General features: G+C 62.2%; 21 protein-coding genes, 1 tRNA gene and 2 pseudogenes. 12 read left to right on the forward strand and 12 right to left on the reverse strand.

The window, feature by feature from the left end:
• Entirely contained in the window at nt 1–2,508 is a 2,508-nt protein-coding gene (locus tag ACVWW1_RS23190) for an alpha/beta hydrolase (protein ID WP_456657560.1), read from the reverse strand.
• Nucleotides 2,509–2,638: 130 nt separating this feature from the next.
• Here ACVWW1_RS23190 and ACVWW1_RS23195 point away from each other — a divergent pair, with 130 nt between their 5' ends.
• The 5 genes from ACVWW1_RS23195 to ACVWW1_RS23215 all read left to right on the forward strand — a co-directional run bounded on the left by ACVWW1_RS23195 (nt 2,639) and on the right by ACVWW1_RS23215 (nt 6,038).
• On the forward strand, nt 2,639–3,565 hold the full coding sequence (locus tag ACVWW1_RS23195; protein ID WP_456657561.1) for an alpha/beta fold hydrolase: 927 nt from the start codon (nt 2,639–2,641) through the stop codon (nt 3,563–3,565).
• A gap of 35 nt (nt 3,566–3,600) precedes the next feature.
• Nucleotides 3,601–4,158 carry a hypothetical protein gene (locus ACVWW1_RS23200; RefSeq protein ID WP_456657562.1) on the forward strand — a complete coding sequence of 186 codons (558 nt, stop codon included), beginning with the start codon at nt 3,601–3,603 and terminating at the stop codon, nt 4,156–4,158.
• Nucleotides 4,159–4,257: 99 nt separating this feature from the next.
• Nucleotides 4,258–4,911, forward strand: coding sequence for a CoA transferase subunit A (locus ACVWW1_RS23205; RefSeq protein WP_456657563.1), 654 nt, complete (start codon nt 4,258–4,260; stop codon nt 4,909–4,911).
• A 4-nt stretch (nt 4,912–4,915) separates the two neighbouring features.
• The gene (locus tag ACVWW1_RS23210) at nt 4,916–5,566 is read left to right on the forward strand and encodes a 3-oxoacid CoA-transferase subunit B (RefSeq protein WP_176529367.1); all 651 of its coding nucleotides are present in this window, start codon (nt 4,916–4,918) and stop codon (nt 5,564–5,566) included.
• Nucleotides 5,567–5,579: 13 nt separating this feature from the next.
• Nucleotides 5,580–6,038, forward strand: a complete 459-nt coding sequence (locus ACVWW1_RS23215; RefSeq protein ID WP_176529366.1) for a MaoC family dehydratase — start codon at nt 5,580–5,582, stop codon at nt 6,036–6,038.
• 31 nt (nt 6,039–6,069) lie between these two features.
• On the opposite strand, the gene fabI is transcribed toward ACVWW1_RS23215, so the two are convergent.
• The 5 genes and pseudogenes from fabI to ACVWW1_RS23240 all read right to left on the reverse strand — a co-directional run bounded on the left by fabI (nt 6,070) and on the right by ACVWW1_RS23240 (nt 12,312).
• Nucleotides 6,070–6,858 carry an enoyl-ACP reductase FabI gene (fabI, locus tag ACVWW1_RS23220; protein WP_456657564.1) on the reverse strand — a complete coding sequence of 263 codons (789 nt, stop codon included), beginning with the start codon at nt 6,856–6,858 and terminating at the stop codon, nt 6,070–6,072.
• Nucleotides 6,855–8,070 (reverse strand): annotated as a pseudogene (locus ACVWW1_RS23225) (acetate/propionate family kinase). Before ACVWW1_RS23225 ends, fabI begins: the two are co-directional and overlap by 4 nt.
• Nucleotides 8,071–8,075: 5 nt before the next feature.
• The gene (locus ACVWW1_RS23230) at nt 8,076–9,029 is read right to left on the reverse strand and encodes a phosphate acetyltransferase (protein ID WP_456657565.1); all 954 of its coding nucleotides are present in this window, start codon (nt 9,027–9,029) and stop codon (nt 8,076–8,078) included.
• Nucleotides 9,030–9,052: 23 nt separating this feature from the next.
• The gene (locus ACVWW1_RS23235) at nt 9,053–11,269 is read right to left on the reverse strand and encodes a DUF3141 domain-containing protein (protein ID WP_456657566.1); all 2,217 of its coding nucleotides are present in this window, start codon (nt 11,267–11,269) and stop codon (nt 9,053–9,055) included.
• Nucleotides 11,270–11,331: 62 nt separating this feature from the next.
• Nucleotides 11,332–12,312: an AI-2E family transporter gene (locus ACVWW1_RS23240; RefSeq protein WP_456657567.1), complete on the reverse strand. Its 981-nt coding sequence runs from the start codon at nt 12,310–12,312 to the stop codon at nt 11,332–11,334.
• Between the two features lie 274 nt (nt 12,313–12,586).
• Between ACVWW1_RS23240 and ACVWW1_RS23245 the strand changes: the two genes are divergently transcribed.
• The gene (locus ACVWW1_RS23245) at nt 12,587–13,108 is read left to right on the forward strand and encodes an N-acetyltransferase family protein (RefSeq protein ID WP_456657568.1); all 522 of its coding nucleotides are present in this window, start codon (nt 12,587–12,589) and stop codon (nt 13,106–13,108) included.
• Between the two features lie 51 nt (nt 13,109–13,159).
• Here the strand turns inward: ACVWW1_RS23245 and ACVWW1_RS23250 are convergent, their stop codons facing one another.
• On the reverse strand, nt 13,160–13,768 hold the full coding sequence (locus ACVWW1_RS23250) for a hypothetical protein (protein ID WP_224924580.1): 609 nt from the start codon (nt 13,766–13,768) through the stop codon (nt 13,160–13,162).
• 56 nt (nt 13,769–13,824) lie between these two features.
• Nucleotides 13,825–15,123 (reverse strand): DUF2254 domain-containing protein, encoded by a 1,299-nt coding sequence (locus ACVWW1_RS23255; protein WP_456657569.1) that lies wholly within the window; start codon nt 15,121–15,123, stop codon nt 13,825–13,827.
• A 193-nt stretch (nt 15,124–15,316) separates the two neighbouring features.
• Between ACVWW1_RS23255 and ACVWW1_RS23260 the strand changes: the two genes are divergently transcribed.
• From ACVWW1_RS23260 to ACVWW1_RS23270, 3 genes are all read left to right on the forward strand, one after another.
• Entirely contained in the window at nt 15,317–15,727 is a 411-nt protein-coding gene (locus ACVWW1_RS23260) for a DUF1622 domain-containing protein (RefSeq protein WP_456657570.1), read from the forward strand.
• Nucleotides 15,728–15,870: 143 nt separating this feature from the next.
• Nucleotides 15,871–16,077, forward strand: a complete 207-nt coding sequence (locus ACVWW1_RS23265) for a hypothetical protein (RefSeq protein WP_456657571.1) — start codon at nt 15,871–15,873, stop codon at nt 16,075–16,077.
• Nucleotides 16,078–16,086: 9 nt separating this feature from the next.
• Entirely contained in the window at nt 16,087–16,377 is a 291-nt protein-coding gene (locus tag ACVWW1_RS23270) for a tyrosine-type recombinase/integrase (RefSeq protein ID WP_456657572.1), read from the forward strand.
• A 12-nt stretch (nt 16,378–16,389) separates the two neighbouring features.
• Here ACVWW1_RS23270 and ACVWW1_RS23275 read toward each other — a convergent pair.
• Nucleotides 16,390–16,464: transfer RNA gene (locus tag ACVWW1_RS23275), tRNA-Glu, on the reverse strand.
• A gap of 526 nt (nt 16,465–16,990) precedes the next feature.
• Between ACVWW1_RS23275 and ACVWW1_RS23280 the strand changes: the two genes are divergently transcribed.
• The 3 genes and pseudogenes from ACVWW1_RS23280 to ACVWW1_RS23290 all read left to right on the forward strand — a co-directional run bounded on the left by ACVWW1_RS23280 (nt 16,991) and on the right by ACVWW1_RS23290 (nt 20,187).
• Nucleotides 16,991–17,443 (forward strand): (2Fe-2S)-binding protein, encoded by a 453-nt coding sequence (locus ACVWW1_RS23280; protein WP_173638451.1) that lies wholly within the window; start codon nt 16,991–16,993, stop codon nt 17,441–17,443.
• A 1-nt stretch (nt 17,444) separates the two neighbouring features.
• Nucleotides 17,445–19,773 (forward strand): annotated as a pseudogene (locus ACVWW1_RS23285) (molybdopterin cofactor-binding domain-containing protein).
• Between the two features lie 141 nt (nt 19,774–19,914).
• Nucleotides 19,915–20,187 (forward strand): hypothetical protein, encoded by a 273-nt coding sequence (locus ACVWW1_RS23290; protein ID WP_456657573.1) that lies wholly within the window; start codon nt 19,915–19,917, stop codon nt 20,185–20,187.
• A gap of 158 nt (nt 20,188–20,345) precedes the next feature.
• Here the strand turns inward: ACVWW1_RS23290 and ACVWW1_RS23295 are convergent, their stop codons facing one another.
• From ACVWW1_RS23295 to ACVWW1_RS23305, 3 genes are all read right to left on the reverse strand, one after another.
• Nucleotides 20,346–22,076, reverse strand: coding sequence for a methanol/ethanol family PQQ-dependent dehydrogenase (locus ACVWW1_RS23295; RefSeq protein WP_456657574.1), 1,731 nt, complete (start codon nt 22,074–22,076; stop codon nt 20,346–20,348).
• Nucleotides 22,077–22,223: 147 nt separating this feature from the next.
• Nucleotides 22,224–22,871, reverse strand: coding sequence for a QcrA and Rieske domain-containing protein (locus ACVWW1_RS23300; RefSeq protein ID WP_456657575.1), 648 nt, complete (start codon nt 22,869–22,871; stop codon nt 22,224–22,226).
• Nucleotides 22,872–22,997: 126 nt separating this feature from the next.
• The gene (locus tag ACVWW1_RS23305; RefSeq protein ID WP_050402671.1) at nt 22,998–23,333 is read right to left on the reverse strand and encodes a hypothetical protein; all 336 of its coding nucleotides are present in this window, start codon (nt 23,331–23,333) and stop codon (nt 22,998–23,000) included.
• Between the last annotated feature and the right edge of the window lie 57 nt (nt 23,334–23,390).

The raw sequence follows: 23,390 nt of genomic DNA on the forward strand, positions 1-23,390 counted from the left end.
CTACTTGTTCAGGCCGGCCGTCGGCGCCGCACCGGCCGGCGTCGGCGCCACAGGCAATGCCGATACCACCGCTCCCTTGATCATGCGGTCGGTGCCGAGCGGCGAACTGGTATCGACCGTTCCCTTGGTCACGAAGTCCACGACGTCGACCGGAAACTCCACCGGATTATCCGTATGGATGAAATGCCCGGTCTCCGGGTAGATCTTCAGGATCGGCCGGTTGCCGGCATTGGTCATGCGCGACATGAACGGCGTAATGACGTCGCGTCCGAGGTCCGTCAGCCCGTTGAACGCAGGCGTCGGGATGAAAGGCTCCTTGTCGCCGAACGACAGGAAGATCGGCGCCTTGATCTGGGTAAGCCGTTCGTACAAGTTCTTGGGATCATCCTGCTGCAGCTCCGCCCCGATCGTGTAGACGTCGAAGATGAAGACGTTGCACCACTGCTCCAGCTCCTTGGGATTGCCCTTGGTCAGCCCGACGCGCTGCTCGGTGTGGAAGCGGGCATATTCGCTGTCGCTGAAGAAATAGCCGCTCTTGGCAGCCGACACGGCGTTGGTGTCCGGATCGCGCTTCTTGAAATAGAAGAAGTCGCGGATGTTCTGTTCGGAACGCCCCATCTCCGAAGCGAGGATGCCGGTCTGGTCCCAGGCCTGCTTCCACTTGTCGAAGTCGCGGCCGAAGGCCTCATCGAACAGCCGCGCTCTCTTGTCCTTGGCGATGGTGATGTCGCGCGGATATTCCTCCAGACCGGACGGCGCCTCGAGCGCGAGACCCTGCACTGCGTCCGGCCAGGTCAGGGCGTAGCCCATCACGAACTGACCGCCGAGCGAGTGGCCGAGATAATACGCCTTCTTGACGCCGAGCTGGTTGACCACGAGGTCATAAATGACCTCGCGCATGTCTTGCATGGTGCGCGCCGGGCTCTTGTCGAGATTGCCGGGCCCGGACATGCCGTAATGCGGCAGATCGGGCGCGATGACACGCAACCCGCTGCGCAAAGCATACTGCATGACATTGCCGTAATGCCCGGCGAACGCGCCCTTGCCATGGATGATGACAAGTACTTTCGGGTCCTTGTCGGTGCCGGCGTACTCGTCCATGTAGCCGATTTGCCAGGACGTGCCACGTTTGTCCTTCGCGGTCGCGTATTTGACCGGATACGGATAGGTCACATAGTTCTTCCAGAACGATTTGGTCGGGTCGATGTTCTCGGCAACGCCGGGCACGCGATAGTTCTTGTCGACGTACGTCTGCGCCCGGTCCAGGCTCGCCACATCATCCATGAAGGCGACGAATTTCGGGTCGTTCTTCCGGTGGTTGATGATCGGGAATACGCCGTAATGGGCAACTGGGCTTTCCTCGCCGATGATCTGTGCACCGGGGACCCGATCGACGGCGCGTTCGGCCAGCTTGTAGTTCAGCCACTGGTCGTTGGTGATGTGCATCACCAGGGTACGGGCCTGGATGCGACCGAGATATGGATTGACGTTGTGTGCCTCACCAACGCGGTTACGCCAAACGAGATCAACGGCGTCATACAGCTTGGCGCGCGTGATCACGCTGCTGCCCGCCTTCTCGTTCGGTGGGTCCCAATAAAACACTTCCGGCTGTACTGCCGAAAAGCTTTGCGTCGTTCGGAAGCCGAAATCATAGCCCGTCAAGCCGAGCACCGACCAACCGAATGCCACGCCGAGCATCGGATGCTTCTCTTTGGGCAGCTCATAGTAGTCGCCCTTCGTGGCCTGCCATACCGGATCGGCTTCGATGGCAGCGGTCATCAACTGGAACGTCCAGTTGCCGACCGGATCTTCGGCGTCCGATTGCGTGGTGCCGCCGATCGGCATCAGCCCACCCATAAAATCCGGATGCATGACGCCCCAGACATAGGTCTGCGTACCGCCCATCGAGACGCCAGTGATGAGCGCGGCGTGCGCGATCTTCAAGCCGTCGCGCAGCATGCGGTAGTTCGCCTGGACCATGTCGTAGTAGCTGTACTGCGGAAACTTGATGCCGAGGCCGTCGGACGGCTTGCTTGCGCCCCAGGTGCCGAGCGGATCGACCATGACGACGTAGTAGCGATCGGTATCGATCGGCCGACCCGGGCCAATGATCGGCACACCGCCCGACAGGGCAGCGCCCTTGACCCACTGCTCGTACATGTCGGTGGAATCGCCGGAATAATAGGAATTGATGATCACGGCATTGGTGATCTCGCCGGCGGCGTTGCGACGTGGCGTGCCGACCGCGATGTAGGCGCTATGCAGCTTGCCGGCATCAAGTGATTCCAGCGTGACGCCGCCCTCGCCACCATTCTCCCATTTCGAGGGATCGCTCAGATCGTATTTGCCGCCGAGGCGGAAGTTGGCAATCTCGATCGTCTTCTTGAGCTCATCATGCTGCATCTGCGATGAGCGGCGGGTAAGGGGCTGCGCAACTGCAAGGGCGGTGCCGATCAGCAACAGGAGCACGCTGACAAAGCAATGCCTTGCAAAATTTCTTGCGGTCATGGCCGATTCCTCCTGGCAGCTTTGAAAGGAGGCTAGGTACGGCGTCTCGGTCGACCGTTGATATAGCTCAAGGGATTACCGTTTTCATGGACGAGTATTTATTGTCATTCCTCTGGTGCGGACCGCCGCAATGCCCTTTCTCAGTCACGGCTCATATCGCATACGCTATGAGCTCGAGGGGCCGACGGATGCCCCCGCCTTTGTGCTGGTCAACGGACTCACGCAATATGCCGAGCTGTGGGCGGCCTATCGCGACGCCCTCGTCACGCGTCACTTTCGCGTCGCGACATTCGACCTGCTCGGCCAAGGTGAGTCCGACAAGCCCGCCCTCTTCATCAATCAGGACGACCAGGTCGCAGCGCTTCATCTTTTGATCGGCGAGCTCGGCAAGGTCCCCGTTTTTCTCAGCGGCATCAGCTTCGGCGGCCTGATCGCGCTACGCTATGCCGTCGCGCATGGCGAGCGGCTGGCAGGGCTGGTGCCGATGAGCTGCTTCGCGGAACTTCCGCCGCAACTCCTCCTGCTCGGCAATGCCCTGCGCACCGGGTTGATCCTCGGCGGCACGGGCTATCTACAGGACTTGCTGCTGCCGATGAACGTCTCCGATCAGTGGCTGGAGCCGGTGCTGGACAAGCTCGACAGCGTGAAGCGGCAGGGATGGCTGGTCAACGACGTCTACGCCCTGCAAAACCTGATGGAGTCCTTCCTCGACTTCCAGCCGCTGACACCGCAGCTGCCGTCGATCAGCGTACCGACCATGATCCTGAACGGCGAATTCGACTTCCTGACGCCGCGCGCACTGCACGAGACGCTGCGCGTCCATATCCCCGACAGCTCGCTGGTGATCATCCCGAGAGCCTATCACGCCTTCACGCTGGAAAAACCGGCGCTGACCGCGGACCTGCTCGCGCGTTTCGCGGAGGATGTGCTGGCCGGTCGCTGGCACGGCAACAAGGCGGTCTGGATCGCTCCGGAGGACGCCGGCGGCGAGCTCGTTCCATTTCCGGCCGGCTATGATCATCTACGCGCGATCCCGGTGCAGGGAACGACCCAATGAGCGCATTTTTCGGGCCGCTCGACTCCGAAGGCCGCGTGCCGCCGCGTCAGCAGACGCGCGCCGCCGCGTTCCTGACCTCCGCCCATGGCGCACTGGCACGCCAGTTCGCATTTGCGTTGCCCCCGAAGCTGGAATCCGCCTGGCAGACCGAATTGAACGCGCAGTTCTACCACGAGGCGGAGATCGTTTCTCTGCTGCTGCGCGCGACCACGTGGGTGCCGGATGTCGCGCTGGGCTATATGGCGATGTCGTGGGAGACGGCATGGTTCCCTCGGCCGCCCGAAGAGATTCCGGATCGTCCCCTGGCGCTGGCGCTCGATCTCGCAACGCTTGCACATGCCGTTCATGCCGGCATACGGCCGGCAGCCTTGCTCCCGCTAGAAGCCAATGCCAGCGACCCCTTCATGATGGCGCTGCGCCGCATCGAATTCGAAAGCGGCCGACTCCTGCAGGCACAAATCCTGTTCCTCAAGGGTTCGGCACTCGTGCCATTTCGCGAGGCCGTCAACGCGGCTCTTGAAAAACGTCACGCCGAAGTGCGCAAGCTTTGGAGCGAAGCGCTCGAAGGCGTCGGCGTCATCGTTCGCGAATGATGAGAAGCCTTGATGCAGATCAATGGAGCGTGGTGATGGCACGCCAACATTCATTCACCGTCGCCTTTCTTTGATCGCCTGCAGACCGGAGTTACAATCATGAGGGCCGTTTCCGTCGAAGAAGCTGTCGCGATGATCCCGGCCGGCGCCACCGTCATGGTCGGCGGCTTCATGGGTGTTGGAACGCCGGAGCGCCTGCTTGATGAGGTGGTGCGGCAGCAAAAGAGCGGACTCACCATCGTCAGCAACGACGCGACGGTGCCCGGCAAAGGCGTCGGCAAACTATTCGATGCTGCGCTCGTGTCGCGTCTCATTGCGACCCATATCGGGCTCAATCCGAAGGCACAGCAGCAAATGCTCGCTAACCAGGTCGCCGTCGATCTCATTCCGCAAGGAACGTTCGTCGAGCGCATTCGCGCCGGTGGATGCGGTCTCGGCGGCGTCCTGACGCCGACCGGCGTCGGCACGTTGGTCGCGGAGGGCAAGCGCCAGATCGAGGTCGACGGCAAGCCGTACCTGCTCGAGACCGCACTGCGGGCGCAGTTCGCCCTGGTGCACGCCTTTCTCGCCGACTATCTCGGCAACCTCTCCTACGCGCTGACTGCGCGCAACTTCAATCCGGTTATGGCGATGGCGGCCGATACCGTGATCGTGACGGCGGAGCACATCGTGCCCGTCGGCGTCATCGGGCCCGACCATGTCGTGACGCCGGCGCCGCTGGTCGACTATCTCATTACGAACCCGAACGGGTGAAAGCATGGACGCACAGGAGATCATCGCCCGGCGGGTCGCGCAGGAACTCCATTCCGGCGATCTCGTTAATCTGGGGATCGGAATTCCAACGCTGGTCGCGAACTACGTTCCACCTGGCTTGAACGTGTTCTTTCAGTCGGAAAACGGGTTGATCGGCACCGGGCCGATCCCCGAGCAGGGATTGGCGCATCCGTTGCTGACGGACGCTGGCGGTCGGCCAATCAGCGCCCTGCCCGGCGCCTCGACCTTCGACAGCGCAATGTCTTTCTCCTTGATCCGCGGCGGCCATGTCGATGTCACCGTGCTTGGCGGTCTGCAAGTCGACGCGCACGGACATCTCGCCAATTGGATGATCCCCGGCAAGATGGTACCGGGCATGGGCGGCGCGATGGATCTCGTGAGCGGCGCGAAGCGCGTCATCGTCGCCATGCAGCACGCGGCCAAGGGCAAATCGAAGATCGTCAAGCAATGCAACCTGCCCCTGACCTCGGCGCGGGCGGTTAGCCTGGTGGTGACCGACCTCGCGGTGATCGGCTTCCCCGACGGCAAGGCCACCCTGCTGGAAACCGCGCCCGGCGTCAGCGTCGGCGAAGTCATGGCGGTCACGGACGCCGAACTCGTGATTCCCGATACTGTCCCCGAAATGAAGATATGAGCAGGGAACGAACATGCGGATATTTAGCGACTTCAACGAGATCAAATCCGCCGTCGGCACTGAGATCGGGGCCAGCGATTGGGTCGAGGTGACCCAGGATCGCATCAACCGCTTTGCGGAGGCGACCTGCGACGAGCAATGGATCCATGTCGACCAGGAGCGCGCGAAGAAGGAGTTGCCCGGCGGCACCACGATCGCGCACGGCCTGCTGTCGCTCGCGCTCGCGCCGATGTTCATCCGGTCGGTAATGGGCCTGAAGGGACTGCGCAATACCCTCAATTATGGCGCGGACAGGATCAGGTACCTGGCCCCAGTGCCGGCGGGCTCCAGGCTGCGCGGCCGCGTCACCGTCGCCGAGACGGAGGACGTGCCGCCCGACGGCCTACGGGTCAACTATCATCTCGTCATCGAGATCGAAGGCGGCAAGAAGCCTGCCTGCGTCGCCGAGTTGATCGCCCTGCACTATCGCTGAGCGGTGCGCGCCAGACGCGCGCCAATCACGCTCAATCTATGATGTGATAGCCGCCATCGATATAGAGCACTCCGCCTGTGATCAGCTTGGCGCCGTCGAGCGCCAGAAATGCCGTGGCGTTGCCCACGTCATCGATGCTGACGAGGCTACGACTCGGCGCCTTCGATTGAGCCTTGTCCATCAGCTCGTCGAATTCGGGGATGCCTGACGCAGCCCGCGTGGCGAGCGGCCCCGGCGAGATCGCGTGCACGCGGATGCCCTTCGGCCCCAGTTCGGCAGCAATGTAACGGACGGCAGCCTCAAGCGCCGCCTTCGCCACGCCCATCACATTATAATTCTCGACCACCATCTGGCTGCCGTAATAGGTCATGGTGAACATCGTGCCGCCGTTCTTCATGAGCGGCTCAGCCAGATGCGCCATCCGCATGAACGACCAGCACGAGACATCCATCGTCTTCAAAAAGCCATCGCGGCCGACATCGACCACGCGTCCGTGCAGCGCTTCCTTTGGCGAGAAGGCGATCGAGTGCAGCATGAAATCGAGCTGTCCCCATTCCTTTCCGATCCGCTCGAACACCGCCTCGGTCTGCCCCTCCACCATCACGTCAAGCGGCATGAAGATCGGCGCTTCGAGCGCTTGCGCAAGCGGCTCGACGTGCTTCCGGGCACGCTCGTTCAGATAGGTAACCGCAAGCTCCGCCCCGAGCGCTCGAAATGCCCTTGCACAGCCCCAAGCGATGGATTGATCGTTGGCGATGCCGACGATGATGCCTTTTTTCCCTTTCAGGGCAACCTTGGTATCCGGAAATACTGGGATCATGACACCCTCGCTTGTTTGGGGTTCGGCGATGGCCTGTTGATCAGGAGCGACAGCGTGTGCTGCGCGATCATCAATTCCTCGTCGGTCGGCACGACATAGACCGGAATGAGGCTGTCGGGGCCCGATATGAGGGACGCGTGGCGGGAATTCTCGGCAGGATTCAGCGTGACACCGAGCCATCCCAGCTGCTCTCCCACGCGTGCGCGGATGGTTGCGGAGTTCTCGCCAATGCCGGCCGTGAAGACGAAGGCGTCCGGCCCCTGCAACGCGGCTGCAAGCATGCCGGCATTGAGTCCGATCCGATAAACGAAATAGTCGATCGCCAATCTGGCGTTGGCGTCTTCGCTGGCCTCAAGCTCCCGCATATCGTTGCTGATGCCGGAGAGCCCCTTCAATCCGCAATCACGATAGAGGAAATTCTGCACGTCCGATGCCGACATTCCCTTCTCGGATAGAAGATAGAGCACGACGCCGGGATCGATCTGACCGGGACGCGTTCCCATCGGCAGACCATCCAGCGCGGTGAAAGCCCATGGTGCTCTCGATGCTCCGCCCTTCCTTCAGCGCACACATCGAGGCACCGCTGCCGAGATGGGCGACGATCACCCCGCGCTTCGCGATATCGGGCGCGACCTGTGGCAAGGCTCTTGCGATGTATTCGTAGGACAAGCCGTGAAAGCCGTACCGCCGCACGCCATCGGCGTGGAGCTGACGCGGAATCGCGTAATGATCGGCGACCGCGCTGTGCGTGCGGTGAAACGCAGTGTCGAAACAGGCGACCTGCGGCAATGCCGGAAAGCCGGCGAGGATCGAGCGGATCGGCGCCAGATTGTGCGGCTGATGCAGCGGTGCGAGGCTGACGAACCGGTCCAGGCGGGCGACCACCCCGTGGTCAATCAGGACCGGCCGGTCGAAGTCCGGACCGCCGTGCACCACGCGATGCCCGACAGCTATCGGGTGAATGCGAAGCTCGTCTCGCAACCATGCGCCGGCGATGCCCATTGCGGCCGGGACATCCGGAATGGCTTCAATCGGATAGGCGCGGTCAGCCAGCGGATCGCCGCTCACACCTCTTGCCCGCAAGCGCGGCCGACTGCCAATTCCGTCGACCTGGCCCTTGATCTGCCGCCGCAGTCTGCCCTCCCCCTCGACCAAAAAGATCTGGAACTTTACGCTTGAGGAACCTGCGTTGACGACGAGGATGGTATCCATGCCGATCACGCAGCTACTGTTGGAGCACGCTGGCGTCGCGCATTGGCATAGAGCGCCGCCACGGCACACGATGCCATTCGCGCGCGCGCCGAGTCCGCGCGCGACGTCAAAACGACCGGAACCCGGGCGCCGAGCACGATACCGGCACCATCGGCCTTGGCAAAATAAGCGAGGTTCTTGGCCAGCATATTGCCCGCCTCGAGGTCGGGAACGAGCAGGATCTGCGCCCGCCCGGCGACCTCGGACTTGATGCCCTTTATTCGTGCTGCCTCCAGGTCGATCGCATTGTCGAACGCCAGCGGCCCGTCGAGCACACCGCCGGTGATCTGGCCGCGGTCAGCCATCTTGCAGAGCGCCGCCGCCTCGATCGTCGACGGAATCTTGGTGGTGACGGTTTCGACCGCAGACAGGATCGCCACGCGGGGCGTTTTGCCGAACCCGGCCTCGTTATAGAGATCAATTGCGTTCTGGATGATGTCGCGCTTGGCGTCGAGGTCCGGAAAGATGTTGATCGCCGCGTCCGTCACGAACAGCGTTTCGGCATAGGCCGGCACGTCCATCACGAACACATGGCTGATGCGACGATCGGTGCGCAGGCCGCCCACTTTTGCAGTGACAGCGCGCATCAGTTCGTCGGTGTGCAGGCTGCCCTTCATCAGCATTTCGCCTTTGGCAGCGTGGATCAGTTCGACACTCTTGGAGGCGGCTTCCTCGCTATGCGCGGCATCGACGATCTCGAAGCCGGAGATGTCGAGACCATGCTTGCTTGCAGTGTCCCTGATCTTCCTCTCGGGACCGACCAGGATCGGCCGGATGATGCCAGCCCTTGCGCTCTCGACCGTGCCGCGCAGCGAAGTCTCATCGCAAGGGTGCACGACAATGGTCGGGACCGCAGGCACGGCCTTGGCCGCCGCGATCAGGCGGTCGTACTTGCTGGGTAACTGCGTGTCGGCTGACATGATGCCGTCCCTTCCAACCGGTGTTACGACGCTTTCGCCTTGGGATCGAAAGGGGCAACTTTCGACGCCGCCCCTGCATCGACGCCGAACAACTCACCAACACGATTGAGACGATTGGCGACTTCACCCGAAATTTCGCTGCTGGCTGACAGCACCTCTTGGATCGCCGCAAAGGCCGCGCGACGTTCATTGGCATTCTCGGGCAACAATTTAGATATTGCCGCCAACGCAGCCTCCTGGTCCAGCAGCAGCATGAAGAACTGCTCCCGGACCAGCATCTTGAACTCGGACAGCGTCATGCGCGCACCTGTATCCTGGCGGCGCAAGTTGCGCAGCGCCTCGAGGCTGCGTTCGTCGACCATCCCTCGCACCGATCCGGCATAGAGCAGGCCACGAATTCCCGCTTCGCGAAGGCCGCCGTCACCGATCTTGGACTTCAGTTCCGCGATCCGCTTCTCGAGCATTGCACGGTGTTCGGGCGGCATTTCGCGCCTGCGCGATGGCTCGGCCTTCGGATCGATGCCGACGGCCGCCTGCAGCGCCGGCGAGCCATAGACGTTGAGGAAGATCGCCTCGCTCAGCGCCTCCTGCGAGTCGCGCCAGCTATCCAGCATATGCACGATCTGCTTGGACATCTGCTCCTGAAATACCAGGAAGGGATTGTCCTTCGAAACCGGCTTGCGGCTCTCTTCTATGTCGTCAGCGGCCGACTTAACTGCCGTCATCCACGGATTATGGCTGCTGAGGGCCTCATACTGGAGCCGCAGCGGATGCAGATTGCGCATCGTTTCCGCCATCTGCGGTGTCACCATGCTCTTGATCCACGGCTGGACGAATTTCTTGTAGGCGGCGAGATTGAGCTCCGAGACACGCTTGGCGGTGGCAAAGCGCCGCTCGTCCTCGGGCGAGTTACCGCCCATGGCACGAATGTCGTCGAGTGTCCGTGCTTCGCAGCGCATCACCCATTGGCCGACGACGAGATCGGAGCTTGTGGTTTCTTCGCCCTTGGCCTCGAAGGTCGCTTCGTAAAGTCCGGGCGGCAGCACATCGATCAGATCGATGTTGCTGGAAAATTCCGCATGCTCCTTCTTGGCGACCCCGCCGGACACGAAGATGCCGAGATGGCCGATGCTTTCGTGAACCGTGTAGACGATCGTCTGCCCGTAGGCCCTGATTTCGTCGACGTCGGCGTAGCAATCGAGGATCCAATCCAGCGCCTGCTGCGGCGGGGTGACATTGTCGCCCTTGGAGCAGAACACCACGATCGGAGACCTGATGTTGCGCAGGTCGACCTTCTGGCCGTCGGACATCTCGATCTTGCCGGCGGCGAGGTTGTTGCCGATGAAGAGCTCATCGACGATGAACTGGATCTCCTCGGCATTCAGGTTGACGTGTCCGCCCCACCAGCGCTCGAATTCGAGGTAGCGATCGGCCTCGGTGTCGGCCTTGGAATAGACATTGTACTGCTTGGTCCACAGCGTGTTCGAGGGATTCTGGTTTTCGAAGTTCTGCACCAGCCAGGCGCCGTCGAACTTGCCGGCTCCGAGATCGCTGGTCAGCGCGGTCAACCAGCTCCCGCCCAACAGGCCGCCCGAATAGCGCATCGGATATTTGCCGTGCACACCCGCCCAATAGGCGAGCGGAGCGCCGGCGATGATCAACGGCCCGAACAGCTCCGGCCGCAGCGACGCCAGAATCATGACGGCCCAGCCAGCCTGGCAATTGCCGATCACGCAGGGCTTGCCGTCAGCCTTGGGATGCAGGCTGATAACCTTCTCGATGAACCGCGCTTCGGCGCGCGCGATGCGTTCGATGGTCTGCCCGGGCATCGGTTCCGGCAGGAACCCGACGAAGTAGCAGGTATGCCCAGCCTTCATCGCAACGCCGATCTCGCTATCGGCCTTGAACCCGCCAATTCCGGGACCGTGCCCGGCGCGCGGATCGACCACGATGAACGGCCGCCGCTCCGGATCGATCTCGACGCCCGCGGGCGGAATGATGCGGACGAGCGCGTAGTTGACCGGTTCATCCAGCTTGCGACCGTCGATGATCAATTCAGCGGCATATTGCAGGACATGCGGCGCCGTCTGGGCGACGTGTTCACGGTACTGGTCGCCACGCCGGCGCATGATGTCCAGGAACAGCACGCTCCGTTGCCCTGCATCGACCATGTATTCCACTGCCGAGGCGACAAGCCCGGACATAGCACCGCCCGGCAGGTTTGGAGTTTCCGTCGACATGTTGATCCGACCTCACTGGTATCTCGTCTCATACAAGGTGAGTTGCGGTGCAGGACGTTGATTTAGGTCAACGCTCGCCGGTTACTTGCAAGCTGGCCCGATCCGATCGGATCCAAGGCCACGGCGAGCTCCCAAGCCACCGACAGGATGATCGGCCCGACAAAGAGGCCGACAATTCCGTGCGCAAGCGTGCCGCCAATCACGCCGATCAGGATGACCAGTGTCGGCGTCGTCAGCCCGCGCCCCATCAGCAGCGGCTTCAGGATGTTGTCGAGAATGGCGACGACCCCAAGGAACAACGTCAGCAGGAGTGCCGTGGTGATGTCCTTGTCGGTCCAGATCCAGATGATCACGGGCAGAATGATGATCGTTGCACCGATCTGAACGATAGACAGCAGCAAGACCAGGAGCGCCAACAGGCCGGCGCTCGGGATGCCGGCCATCTTGAAGCCGACACCGGCGAGCAGCGACTGGATGATCGCGACGCCGATCACGCCTTGGGACACCGCACGGATCGTTGCACCGGCCAAGTCAAGAAAATGCTCGCTTTGGTCCGGCACGATCCGCGACAGAAAACCCCTCCCGGCCGCCACAAGCTGCGATCCAAACGGAAGGATGGCGCCCGCCACAACCACGGAAAGCAGGAACTTGATCGCGCCGAGGCCAGCACCGCCCGCAAAGGCAAGTAAAGTGGCCGCGACGCTTTTCAGATGCGGCGCAACTTGATGCAGAACGGAGCGGAGATTGGTTGTAGCTTGGTCCCACAGCTCATAGAGCTGCGATCCTATCAGCGGCCAACTCTTGAGGGCCTGGGGAGGCGAAGGGAGCACCAGATCGCCCGTGGTCAACCGTCCGGCGAAGTCCTTGAGTCCATCCAGCGCGCTCAGGCCGAGCCAAGCCGCCGGCCCGATGACGATGACAAGATTGATCAGTGTGAGCGCGGCCGCCGCAAGCTTCGGCCGTCCGCCGAGGATTTTGGCAAGCAGGACGAACGCGGGATTGAGTGCAGCCGCGAGCACGAAAGCCCATGCCAGGATCGGCACAAACGGTCGCATCAGGACGAATGTCCAGAAGATCAACAAGCCGAGCAGTCCGAGCCGGATCAGGAGCTGGACCATTTCCTCTCCGGTAAGAAGCTGACGAAGGGTTTTCACGTCCGCGCCTCTATCCTCTAGCCGTGCCTGCTGCGACCAAGCGTAGCTGGCGCCTTCGCGCGCCTGTCTTGATCCAGATCAAGCGAACGCGGGCTGCCCGACGGATTCATTCATGGACGCCGGTCGAGATCGCTGCCCCGGCGTAAGACAGGAAAGCCTCTCAATGTCGGATTTCGCCAACTACATCGCCCACGAAAATTCGCGCGACGGTCGGCCGGTCGAAATTCGAGCGCTCCGGCCGGATGATGAAGCCGACATGCTGGCGGCGCTGGAGCAGACCAGTGCCCGGTCGCTCCAGCGCCGGTTCTTCGTGATGAAACGCCATTTCTCCGACAAGGAGCGTGCGTTCTTCCTGGACATCGACTTCAGCAACCACGTGGCGTTGGCGGTACTCGCCGAGCAAGCCGGCCGGAAGGTCATCATCGGCGGCGGCCGATATATCGTCTTCGCGCCCGGGCGGGCCGAGATGGCCTTCATGGTGATCGATTCCTGGCAGGCGCGCGGGATCGGCTCGATGCTGATGCGCCATCTCATCAAGCTCGCGGGTCATGCCGGGCTAAAGGAACTGACCGCGGAAGTCCTGCCGGAAAACGCGGCGATGCTGAACGTGTTCCGCAAGTTCGGCTTTAAACCCGTCTCGACCCGGGATCCACAAACGGTCCATCTTGTTCTGAAGCTCACGTAGCGCTGACGTGGCGGTGAACTTGAAGTGCCAGCCGCACCTGACGGACCCGCGTCAGGGGGCTTGCTGAGCTCCGTGGTCCCGTTCAAACCAGATATTCGCGCTCACCAAGAGCACCCAGAATGGGAATACGACAAGGCTCCAATCGATGAAATAACTGCCGATCAGCAATATCGCCGCCACTGTATAACCCCCATGCGCCAGCCACCGGGGAGTCAGGCCGGTGTAGAGTGCAATCGTCGACGTCGTGATCATGAAAACCGAAGCGGTCTTGACCAGGTAGACGTTGACCATTCCATAGGCCAAGCCGCGGCCAAAATGGAAGGTCGCCGAATTGATCAGCGTTCCGGGTGCTGCGTGAAAGGCAAGAATGACCGCGCCGATGACGGCCGCGGCGGTGAACAGCATAGCGAGCAGCAGTACCGCACTGCCGAGGAAGATCGTCGCAAAGAACTGATCCTCCTGCGCGCCGAGGCGATCGCGAAGAAACCCGACGAACCAAAGAAAGGCGACGCCGGCGAAGGGCACCAGATTGAGGGCCAGTGCCACATTCCCCGTTCCACCCTCGAGCCATGCTCCAGGTTCGAGCGGATCGGCCGGCACGGAGCCGCGCATCAACAGGAATACCGCAAGGAGCAGCAGCGAAAACAGGATGCCGGCCACTGCGGCGACCCGCGGAGCCCGCAGTCTTGCTCGCATCGATCCGGATGACCCGGCGGTCACGATGCAGCCCGTCCGGCCGATTCCATCAATGCGGACCGATCGACTTTGCCGTCCTCGTGCCGATGCGACAAGCCTAGCCCCTGCCGGTCTTCGATACGGGCCGCGGCGCGATCCTGCAGATCGAAGCCCGACCGTTCGATGCTGGAATCGAGATGGCTGAGATAAGCGCGAACTATAACCGCACGCTCACTGCCGATACAGTCGGCAAGCTCCAACAAAGCGGAGCGCAAGCGGCGCATGACCTGAATGGAAGTCGATCCGAACTGCCGAATCTCATCGAAGGCGAGTGCGAGGTAATCTTCCCAGGTTGGCATCCGGTAGATCACCCTCAGAACACCCTCCTGATCATGCGCGCTGCAGGTCTCCAGATCGCATTTTGCCAGCCGCCGCAGCAGGTCCTCGATCTGGTCGATAGCCTGAACCGCCGTTGTGGGATCATTGATTGCTGGAGACAGGGCCTTAATGGCGATATCGACCAGCAAGCGTAACGCGTACTTTGGATCCTGCTCGAAGGTGCGTTGGTCGCCGAGATGAATGCATGCGTTCCACTGCTCCTCCGAGACCAAGGCGACCTTGCCGTGAGCATGCAAGATGGTTGTATCCTGGAGCAACGTATCGCCGACGGCGCAATCCAATGTGACGACTCCGTCGATCCGACGCGCATAGCCTACCAACCCAGCGATATCGATTGACGTAACCGATCGCGGATTTCCGGTACGCTTGACCGTAAGCACCGTCCCTCTGGATGGTTGCTGCGCTTGAATCGTCTCGCCGGATGTCAACCATGGGGCGGCCTGATAGGTGCTGATGATGACTTCCCTGCCCTTATCTCCCAGAATCTGCAGCACCCGCGTAATCTGAAGATTGTTCAAGCGCTCGACCAGCCGCGAAAGCATCAGCACGCTAGCCATCAACATCGCGGCCACGATGGCCGCGGACAGCAAAGGAACGCTTGGCGCGTCCGCGCGATCGACCCAGGCCAGCGTCGCGAGGCTGTACATGAACGTCGCAACAAACATGCCCAATGAATGAAACAAGAGCCGATCGCGTGCGAACCAGACGACGAGACGAGGCGAATAGACGATAGCGTTGAATTGGACGAGCACAAAGGCGATCGAGAAAACGATGCCGGTCAAGGCCATCATTCCAGAAGCAACCGCCGACAGATACGCCTGGGCCGACGACGTCGAAAGGTGAAGGCTGATAGCGAGAAATCTGGACTCGAGGCGCGGCACCACGAAGCCGCCTGCGATGCTCAAAGCGGCATAGATCGTGGGTATGAGCCAGAGCTGCATTTCACGTCCTCGCGACGATTCATTGACTGCTAGTTTTCGGCGCCAGTCTTGACATAGGTCAATCGGGTACGGCTGCGGCACGGAAAGCTGTCCGCGACGGACCGGCGTGGTCCGTTCCTTCTGTCCCGTGCGCGAATTGGTCGCTCACCGGACAGATCTCGTTGTGCTTTGCGACGCAGGGGACACTTGAAGCATGAATTCCGGCTCCCTTCCCTTGCCCTCCTTCGAGATGACCACCAGCCAGTGGATACATTTGGTCGGCATAGGCATCGAGATATTTGGAGTCTTCATCATCGTCGCGGGAATCATATGGTCCAGCCGATACGTCTATCGTCGCGGACTCACGTCCCGTTACGAGGGCTACAAGATCAGCATCGGACGTTCGCTTCTGCTCGGGCTCGAAGTATTGGTGGCAGCAGATATCGTCAAAACGATCGCCATAGAGCTTACCTTTACGAGCCTGGGTCTCCTCGCCGGCCTGGTCCTGGTACGCACCTTCCTAAGTTGGACACTGGCGCTCGAAATCGAGGGGCGCTGGCCCTGGCAGCGAGATGTCGCGTCAATGCACCCGAACAAGCCTCGACAAGAGAGTACGGCTGGTTAGGCCTTGCGCTCCTCAGCCTGGTGGCGGGACCGCATCAAGGTCGATACCTTGTACAACCCGGACAGATGCCGAAATGAAGGCCTTCGAGGACCGATGGGCGTTTGGCACAAAGCAACGCGCGGCTTACGAGCTGATGCTCAACGTTGGCACCGCTCGCTCGCATTGACACCAGCCTGACGACATGGGTGCAGGCCGACGCTGGCGATTTCGAGTACACGAGGCGCAAAACCGGCGTTTCGGTCTTGGTCGAGAAAGCGCAATCCCTTTGCGCCGCCCTCGCCGCACTCCCTCGCAAGCACGTCCGCATCTTGACCACCGAATGGGGCAAGCCATTCACGGTCGACGGCTAAAGCGGATGGATGCGCGATGCGATGACGGAGGCCGGGCTACCGCTTGATTGCCGACCGCATGGCCTTCGCAAGACCTTTGGCCGACTTCTCGCAGACGCTGGCGCGACCGCTCACGACATCATGGCCACGCTGGGCCATCTGACGCTCGGCGAGGCTGAGCGCTACACGCGCGAGGCTGACCGTCGCCGCGGTGGCCGTCGCGCAATCTCAAAGCTTGAAGATCACAAGGCGAACAGAATTCCCCAAACCTCCTCAGTCAGTTTGGGGAAATTGTCAAAAACCGCAGGAAAATCAAAATGAATGGAAGATCACTGGCGCTCCCTAGGGGAATCGAACCCCTGTTTCAGCCTTGAGAGGGCCGCGTCCTAACCGCTAGACGAAGGGAGCGTTGAGGGGGAAGGCAATAGCCTCGAAATCGCCCCGCCGCAAGATGGCTTGTGCGTTGCGGTGGGGATTTTGTCATCCATGCTTACCATGCCGTGCCGGCGGTTTCGGCGCGGCAGCAGCCCCGGAACGCCCCCTGCGCCCTGCGGGGCCTCAGCGCGACGCACCCGCACGGACCAGCGATGCGGCCGCGCCGCTCGCATGATGGCCACCTCCGGATGTCATGTCTCCATCGTGCACGGCCCTGCTTTCGCCAAACGGAAATGCAAAACACCTGGCTGTGAAGTCACCCCGCGGCCTGCCTCTGCTAACATCGCAGTTCTTCACCATGCTGCGCCGGGCAAGGCGCTCGAGAAGCGAGAGGAGTGCTTGGAACAAAGCGCAAGCCTTTGACGTCACCCCCCTTGGCGCACGGCAATTTGGCTCACGAATATCTTGGCAAAAACAAACATCAACGCGGCCGCAGGCAATGGAAGACGTTCCGCCCTGCCCGCACCGGTCAATAGCTTAAGCAGAGCGAGGAAAGACCATGATCAAACTAAAAATCAACGGCCAGGAACAGAATTGGGACGGCGACCCTAATCTTTCGCTGCTCTGGTATCTCCGTGACGAAGCCGGCCTCACGGGCACCAAGTTCGGCTGCGGCCAGGCGCTGTGCGGCGCCTGCACCGTGATCGTCGACAAGGAAGCAGTGCGCGCCTGCATCACCTCGGTCTCCGACGTCGTCGGCCGCGAGGTCACCACCATCGAGGGGCTGCACCCGACCGGCGACCATCCGGTGCAGAAGGCGTGGCGCCAGGTCAATGTTCCGCAGTGCGGCTACTGCCAGGCCGGCCAGATCATGCAGGCCGCGGCGCTGCTGGACCAGAACCCGAAGCCCAACCACGACCAGATCCGCGAAGCCATGTCCGGCAACATCTGCCGCTGCGGCTGCTACCAGCGGATCGAGAATGCTGTCCATCTCGCATCGACGGGAGTGTGACATGAACATCCGCACCAACATACCCACCAATTCTCGCAAGCTCCGCGGCTTCGAGAAGCACGTGAAGGTCGAGAACGTCTCGCGCCGCAGCATCCTCAAGGGTCTCGGCATCGCCGGCTCTTTCGTGCTCGCCGCACCCGTGATGACGCGGCAGGCGTTCGCCTATGAGACCGGTGCCGGCAAGATGCCGCACGGCGTCGTGGTCGACCCGCGCGTGTTCGTCGCGATCGCCCCCGACGGCGTCGTCACCATCCTGGCGCACCGCTCCGAGATGGGCACCGGCGTCCGCACCAGCCTGCCCTTGATCGTCGCCGAGGAGATGGAGGCCGACTGGTCGCGCGTCCATGTCCAGCAGGCGCATGGCGACGAGGTCAAGTTCGGCAACCAGGACACCGACGGGTCGCGCAGCACGCGGCACTATCTGTTCCCGATGCGCCAGATCGCGCGCCTCCGCGCGTTCAATGCTGGAAGCCGCCGCCGCCAAGAAATGGGGCGTGCCGGTCGCCGAGGTGAAGGCGCAGAACCATGAGGTTGTGCACAGCTCAAGCGGACGCAAGATCGGCTTCGGCGATCTCGCGGCCGATGCCGCCAAGGAGTCGGTGCCGAGCATCGAGGGCCTCAAGCTGAAGGATCCGAAGAACTTCCGCTATCTCGGCAAGGGCGAGGTCTCGATCGTCGACCTGCACGACATCACCACCGGCAAGGCTCAGTACGGCGCCGATGTCCGCCTCCCCGGCCTGAAATACGCGGTCATCGCCCGTCCGCCGGTCACCGGCGGCAAGCTCAAGTCGTTCGATGACAGCGCGGCGATGAAGGTGCCCGGCGTCGAGAAGGTCATGGAGGTCAAAGGCTGGCCCTGGCCGTCCAAGTTCCAGCCGCTCGGCGGCGTGGCCGTGATCGCGCGCAACACCGGTGCCGCGATCAAGGGCCGCGACGCGCTGAAGATCGTCTGGGATGACGGCGCCAACGCCAAATACGACTCCGCCACCTATCGTGCCTCGCTCGAGGAGGCCGCGCGCAAGCCCGGGCTCGTGGTGCGGAAGGAAGGCGACGTCGATGCGGCGCTGAAGAGCGCCGACAAGGTGATCGTGGGCGAATATTATCTGCCGCATCTCGCCCATGTCAGCATGGAGCCGCCGGTCGCGGTTGCCGACGTCAAGGGCGACAAGGCTCAGATCTGGGCGCCGGTGCAGAGCCCCGGCGGCACCCGCGAGGACGTCGCTAAGACCCTCGGCATCCCCGAGGACAATGTCACCGTCAACGTGACGCTGCTCGGCGGCGGCTTCGGCCGCAAGTCGAAATGCGACTTCGCGCTCGAGGCGGCACTGTTGTCGAAGGAACTCGGCGCGCCGGTCAAGGTGCAGTGGACCCGTGAGGACGATGTGCATCACGACTTCCTGCACACGGTCTCCGTGGAACGGATCGAGGCGGGTCTCGACAAGAGCGGCAAGGTGATTGCGTGGCGGCACCGCAGCGTGGCGCCGACCATCGCCTCGACCTTCGCCGCCGGCGCCAACCACGAAGCGCCGTTCGAGCTCGGCATGGGCCTGATCGACAACCCGTTCGAGATCGCCAATCTGCAGTGCGAGAATCCGGAAGCGGCCGCGTTCACGCGGATCGGCTGGTTCCGCTCGGTGTCCAACATCCCGCGCGCCTTCGCGGTGCAATCCATGGTCGGGGAGATCGCGCATGCGACGGGCCGCGACCAGAAGGAAATGCTGCTGGAGCTGATCGGAAGCCCGCGGATCGTCAACCTGTCCTCGGTGAAGGATCCCTGGAACTACGGCGAGCCCTATGACAGCTACCCGATCGACACTGCGCGGCTCCGCAAGGTGGTCGAACTGGTCGCCGAAAAGGGCGAGTGGGGCCGTACCGTGCCGAAAGGCCATGGTCTCGGCATCGCCGTGCACCGCTCATTCGTCAGCTACATCGCGACCATCGTCGAAGTGGCTGTTGACGACAAGGGCAAGCTCACGGTGCCGCGGGTCGACACCGCGATCGATTGCGGCACCTACGTCAACCCGGAGCGGATCGCCTCGCAGATCGAAGGCGCCGCGATCATGGGGCTGAGCCTCGCCAGATATGGCGAGATCAGCTTCAAGGACGGCAAGGTGCAGCAGAGCAATTTCGACGACTTCCCGGTGATCCGGATCGACGAGTCGCCTGTGATCACCAACGTCTACATCGTGCCGCCCGGGGCAGACACCCCGCCCAGCGGCGTCGGCGAACCCGGCGTGCCGCCGTTCGCACCGGCCCTGAGCAACGCGATCTTTGCCGCCACCGGAAAGCGCATTCGGGCGCTTCCGATCGGCAAGCAGCTGGAGACCTGAAGCAGGAACGTTAGCTGAAGCGGGCCGTTCTCATCGATCCGCGGCATGATCCGGAAAAGTGCGAAGCGGTTTTCCGAGAAGATCATGCCCCAGCAAATCAGCTAAAGCGCGATCCAGATCGCGCTTTAGAGGAGCAGATCGATGAGAACCCCACCTCGAAAATTCAAGACGCTCGCGGCGATCTTGTCCGCGGGCGTCTTTCTCTTTGCGACACAGGCAGCGTTTGCGCAGACCGCCTCGCCGCCGAGCACGACCGCGACGCGTCCAGCGAAAGTGCTGCCCGACCAGACTTCGGTTCCGAGCAGCGGCCCGCCCTCGACCACCGGCCAAACTACCGGCGAGGCCAGCCGTGATCCTACGATCAAGCAGATGAACGAGGACGAGAAGCAGAAGGTCGACACCAAAGGCAAGTAGCGCATGATACGGAAGGATCATGCTGAAAGCCAAAGCGGACCGGGAAGCGGCGGTCTCCCCAACCGCCGCTTCCCGATCGCATCGCCCCCTATCGGCGAGAAGCGCTTTTCTGGAGCTTCGGTTCTGATTCAATAGAACCGAAGCTCCGATCGCGTGCCTTATTTCTTGTCGAGCGCGAACACCCAGATCACGCCGCCTTGCGGGACGTTGTTCTCGAAGCCCCCAACCTTGCCGGCGAGCGCATCCTGGATGCGCTGCGCGTCGACGCCCCAGCCCGACTGGACCGCGATGTATTGCGTGCCATCGACCTCATAGGTCATCGGCATCGCCATGATGCCGGAGTTGGTCTTCTGCTCCCACAGCAGTTCGCCGGTCTTGGCATTGAAGATGCGGAACATCCGGTCATTGGTGCCGCCGGCCAGCACCAGGTCGCCCGCAGTCGCCGTCACCGCGCCGAACAATTGCGAGGTCTTGTAGTCATGCTGCCAGACCTTCTTGCCGGTGACCGGATCCCATGCCTGCAACTCGCCGAAATGATCGGCGTTCGGTGCCGGCGTCAGGCCGATGTCCTCCGGCTTGGTGCCGAGCCAGAGCTGGCCGGGAACCAATGGCTGCTTCTCGCCCGTGAAGCCGCCGCAGAAATTCTCGTTGGCGGGAACATAGACGAGCTTGGTGTTCTGGCTGTACGCCGCCGACGGCCAGTCCTTTCCGCCCCATAGCGACGGGCAGAACTCGACCCGCTTTCCAAGCACGGGCTTGTGCTCGGGATCGAGGATCGGCCGGCCGGTCTCGGCCTCGATGCCCTTCCAGACATTGGTCTTCACGAACGGCCAGCCGGCGACATAGTTGATCTTGTCCGGCTTGCGCTCCAGCACCCAGAAGATCGCATCGCGCCCGGGATGGACCAGGCTCTTGAACGACCGCCCGTCGCGCTGCATGTCGATCAGCATCGGCGCATCGACCTCGTCCCAGTCCCAGGAATCGTTCTGGTGATACTGGAAGTGGGTCTTGATCTTGCCGGTGTCGGGATCGAGCGCCAGCACCGAGCTGGTGTAGAGATTGTCGCCGGCATGCATCGAGCCGGGCCATGGCGCGGCGTTGCCGACGCCCCAATAGACCGTCTTGGTGTCCTTGTCGTAGGTGCCGGTCATCCAGGCCGATCCGCCGCCGGACTTCCAGTCGTCGCCGCTCCAGGTCTCGTGACCGGGCTCGCCTTCGCCGGGGATGGTGAAGGTGCGCCAGAGCTCCTTGCCGCTGTTGGCGTCGAAGGCGACGACATAGCCACGCACGCCGAACTCACCGCCGGAGCCGCCGACGATCACCTTGCCGTCGACCACCAGCGGCATCAGCGTCATGTACTGACCCTTCTTGTAGTCCTGGACCTTGGTGTCCCAGACCACCTTGCCGGTCTTGGCATCGAGCGCGACGACGTGGTCGTCGGTGGTGGCGAGATAGAGCTTGTCCTCCCACAGCCCGACGCCGCGGCTGGTCGGATGCAGCTGGAACAGATCGTCGGGAAGCTGCCGCTTGTAGCGCCAGTACTCTTCGCCGGTCTTGGCGTTGAGCGCGATCACCTGCCCCATCGGGGTCGCGACGAACATGACGCCGTTGTTGACGATCGGCGGCGCCTCGTGGCCTTCGATCACACCGGTCGAGAAGGTCCAGGCCGGCTTGAGGTCCTTGACGTTGGACGTGTTGATCTGGTTGAGCGGACTGAAACCCTGTCCGTCATAGGTCCGGCGATAGAGCATCCAGTTGCCGGGTTCGGGATTTTCGAGACGCGCGGAGGTCACCGAACTGTAGTTTTCGATCGGCCCCGCGACGGCGTAGGTCGAAATGAGGCACGTGAATGCGACACAACTCGACAGTAATAACTGCTTGCTTGTCATGAGATGCTACCTCCCTGCTCTGTTTTGTTTTTTCAGTTTTGTTTGAGCATGATCTCCGCGCAAACGCGTTCCGCGTTTGTCGCGCGGAAAACCGCTTCACACTTCTCCGGATCATGCTTTAGGTCGTGCAGAAATCCCGATGTGGCCTCATCCTCCCTGCTGAGCACCCACCTTCCCGACGAATGGCGCGGCGACCGTGATCGCGCCGTCGGCAACCGTCAGCGGCAAGGCCGCGAGGCGACGTGGCGCCGGCCCGAACACGACCTGCGCATTCTGCCGCGGATCGTATTCGGAGTTGTGACAGAGGCATTTCAGAACGTTCTTGTCGCCCTGATCTTGCTTCACCCAGGCGGTGATCGGACATCCGGCATGCGAGCAGATGATCGAGTAGCAGACGATGCCGTCAGGCGCGCGGGCACGCGTGGCGTCGTCGAGCTCGTTCGGATCGAGCTTGACGAGCACGACCTCGTTGAGCCGCGAACCTTTGCGGACGACGGAAGTTTTCGGGTCCTGCGGCCAGGCGCGAACGGGCGGTCCGCCCAGCGTCAGATCATCCGACTTGATGACCTGGCCGGCCTTGTCGCCTTCGGCGCGCACCAGGACGTCGGCTTTTTGCGGTCGCTCACTGGCGCCGGGCTGCTCTTCATCGTCGGCGGCTGCGGGCTCGATCGCGGCGAGACAGGCGCAGCCCGCAAGCGCGGTCAACACCGCACGACGCGTCGGGTCGGTGCACGACGCTGCCGCTTCGGATTCACCGTACTGTTCGCAGGAAGCGCTGGGGTTGGACTCCGGCATGGCGCAAGCTGAGCGTGCAACTCGGCCGAAAAGATGGCGGCACACATTCTCGATACGCGAACGCATGCGCAAAAAATACGCTGCAGCTTTTGGTTGATCGACCGCGCCGCTTCGCGATTGCCTCGATCAGGGCTCGTTGACGAAGCTCAGCCGGCCGACAGGTTTCAGCGTCTTTGCATCAAATGTGCGGATCTCTGTTGCACCGCCTATATCAAGCGTGAGGACGAGCCGTTCGCCGGCGACGCCGGTTGCGACGATACGGGCGCCTTTCGGCAGCGCAGCAGTGACGTCGGATACGGAAACGGGGCTTCCCTCGCTGCGATAAAGGCGGTAGCCGATGGCAATCAACACGACGGCCACGGCCAATGCCGAGGTCAGGCCCGCGATCAGCATCATGCGCCGCACCCGCGCGATCAGCGCGGCCTGGTCGGGGGTCGGTTCGGTCACAGCGGTGTCGGTCATCACAAGGCTCTATCTTTGCAACAGGTCGATTTGAATCAGGTCTCTTCGAATGGCGGT

Source organism: Bradyrhizobium sp. JR3.5, assembly GCF_054057015.1.

Coding starts and splice junctions, on each gene's coding strand:
- ACVWW1_RS23190 (WP_456657560.1), bottom strand. CDS start 2,508: ATGACCGCAAGAAATTTTGCAAGGCATTGCTTTGTCAGCGTGCTCCTG.
- ACVWW1_RS23195 (WP_456657561.1), top strand. CDS start 2,639: ATGCCCTTTCTCAGTCACGGCTCATATCGCATACGCTATGAGCTCGAG.
- ACVWW1_RS23205 (WP_456657563.1), top strand. CDS start 4,258: ATGAGGGCCGTTTCCGTCGAAGAAGCTGTCGCGATGATCCCGGCCGGC.
- ACVWW1_RS23210 (WP_176529367.1), top strand. CDS start 4,916: ATGGACGCACAGGAGATCATCGCCCGGCGGGTCGCGCAGGAACTCCAT.
- ACVWW1_RS23215 (WP_176529366.1), top strand. CDS start 5,580: ATGCGGATATTTAGCGACTTCAACGAGATCAAATCCGCCGTCGGCACT.
- fabI (WP_456657564.1), bottom strand. CDS start 6,858: ATGATCCCAGTATTTCCGGATACCAAGGTTGCCCTGAAAGGGAAAAAA.
- ACVWW1_RS23230 (WP_456657565.1), bottom strand. CDS start 9,029: ATGTCAGCCGACACGCAGTTACCCAGCAAGTACGACCGCCTGATCGCG.
- ACVWW1_RS23235 (WP_456657566.1), bottom strand. CDS start 11,269: ATGTCGACGGAAACTCCAAACCTGCCGGGCGGTGCTATGTCCGGGCTT.
- ACVWW1_RS23245 (WP_456657568.1), top strand. CDS start 12,587: ATGTCGGATTTCGCCAACTACATCGCCCACGAAAATTCGCGCGACGGT.
- ACVWW1_RS23255 (WP_456657569.1), bottom strand. CDS start 15,123: ATGCAGCTCTGGCTCATACCCACGATCTATGCCGCTTTGAGCATCGCA.
- ACVWW1_RS23260 (WP_456657570.1), top strand. CDS start 15,317: ATGAATTCCGGCTCCCTTCCCTTGCCCTCCTTCGAGATGACCACCAGC.
- ACVWW1_RS23270 (WP_456657572.1), top strand. CDS start 16,087: ATGCGCGATGCGATGACGGAGGCCGGGCTACCGCTTGATTGCCGACCG.
- ACVWW1_RS23280 (WP_173638451.1), top strand. CDS start 16,991: ATGATCAAACTAAAAATCAACGGCCAGGAACAGAATTGGGACGGCGAC.
- ACVWW1_RS23290 (WP_456657573.1), top strand. CDS start 19,915: ATGAGAACCCCACCTCGAAAATTCAAGACGCTCGCGGCGATCTTGTCC.
- ACVWW1_RS23295 (WP_456657574.1), bottom strand. CDS start 22,076: ATGACAAGCAAGCAGTTATTACTGTCGAGTTGTGTCGCATTCACGTGC.
- ACVWW1_RS23300 (WP_456657575.1), bottom strand. CDS start 22,871: ATGCCGGAGTCCAACCCCAGCGCTTCCTGCGAACAGTACGGTGAATCC.
- ACVWW1_RS23305 (WP_050402671.1), bottom strand. CDS start 23,333: ATGACCGACACCGCTGTGACCGAACCGACCCCCGACCAGGCCGCGCTG.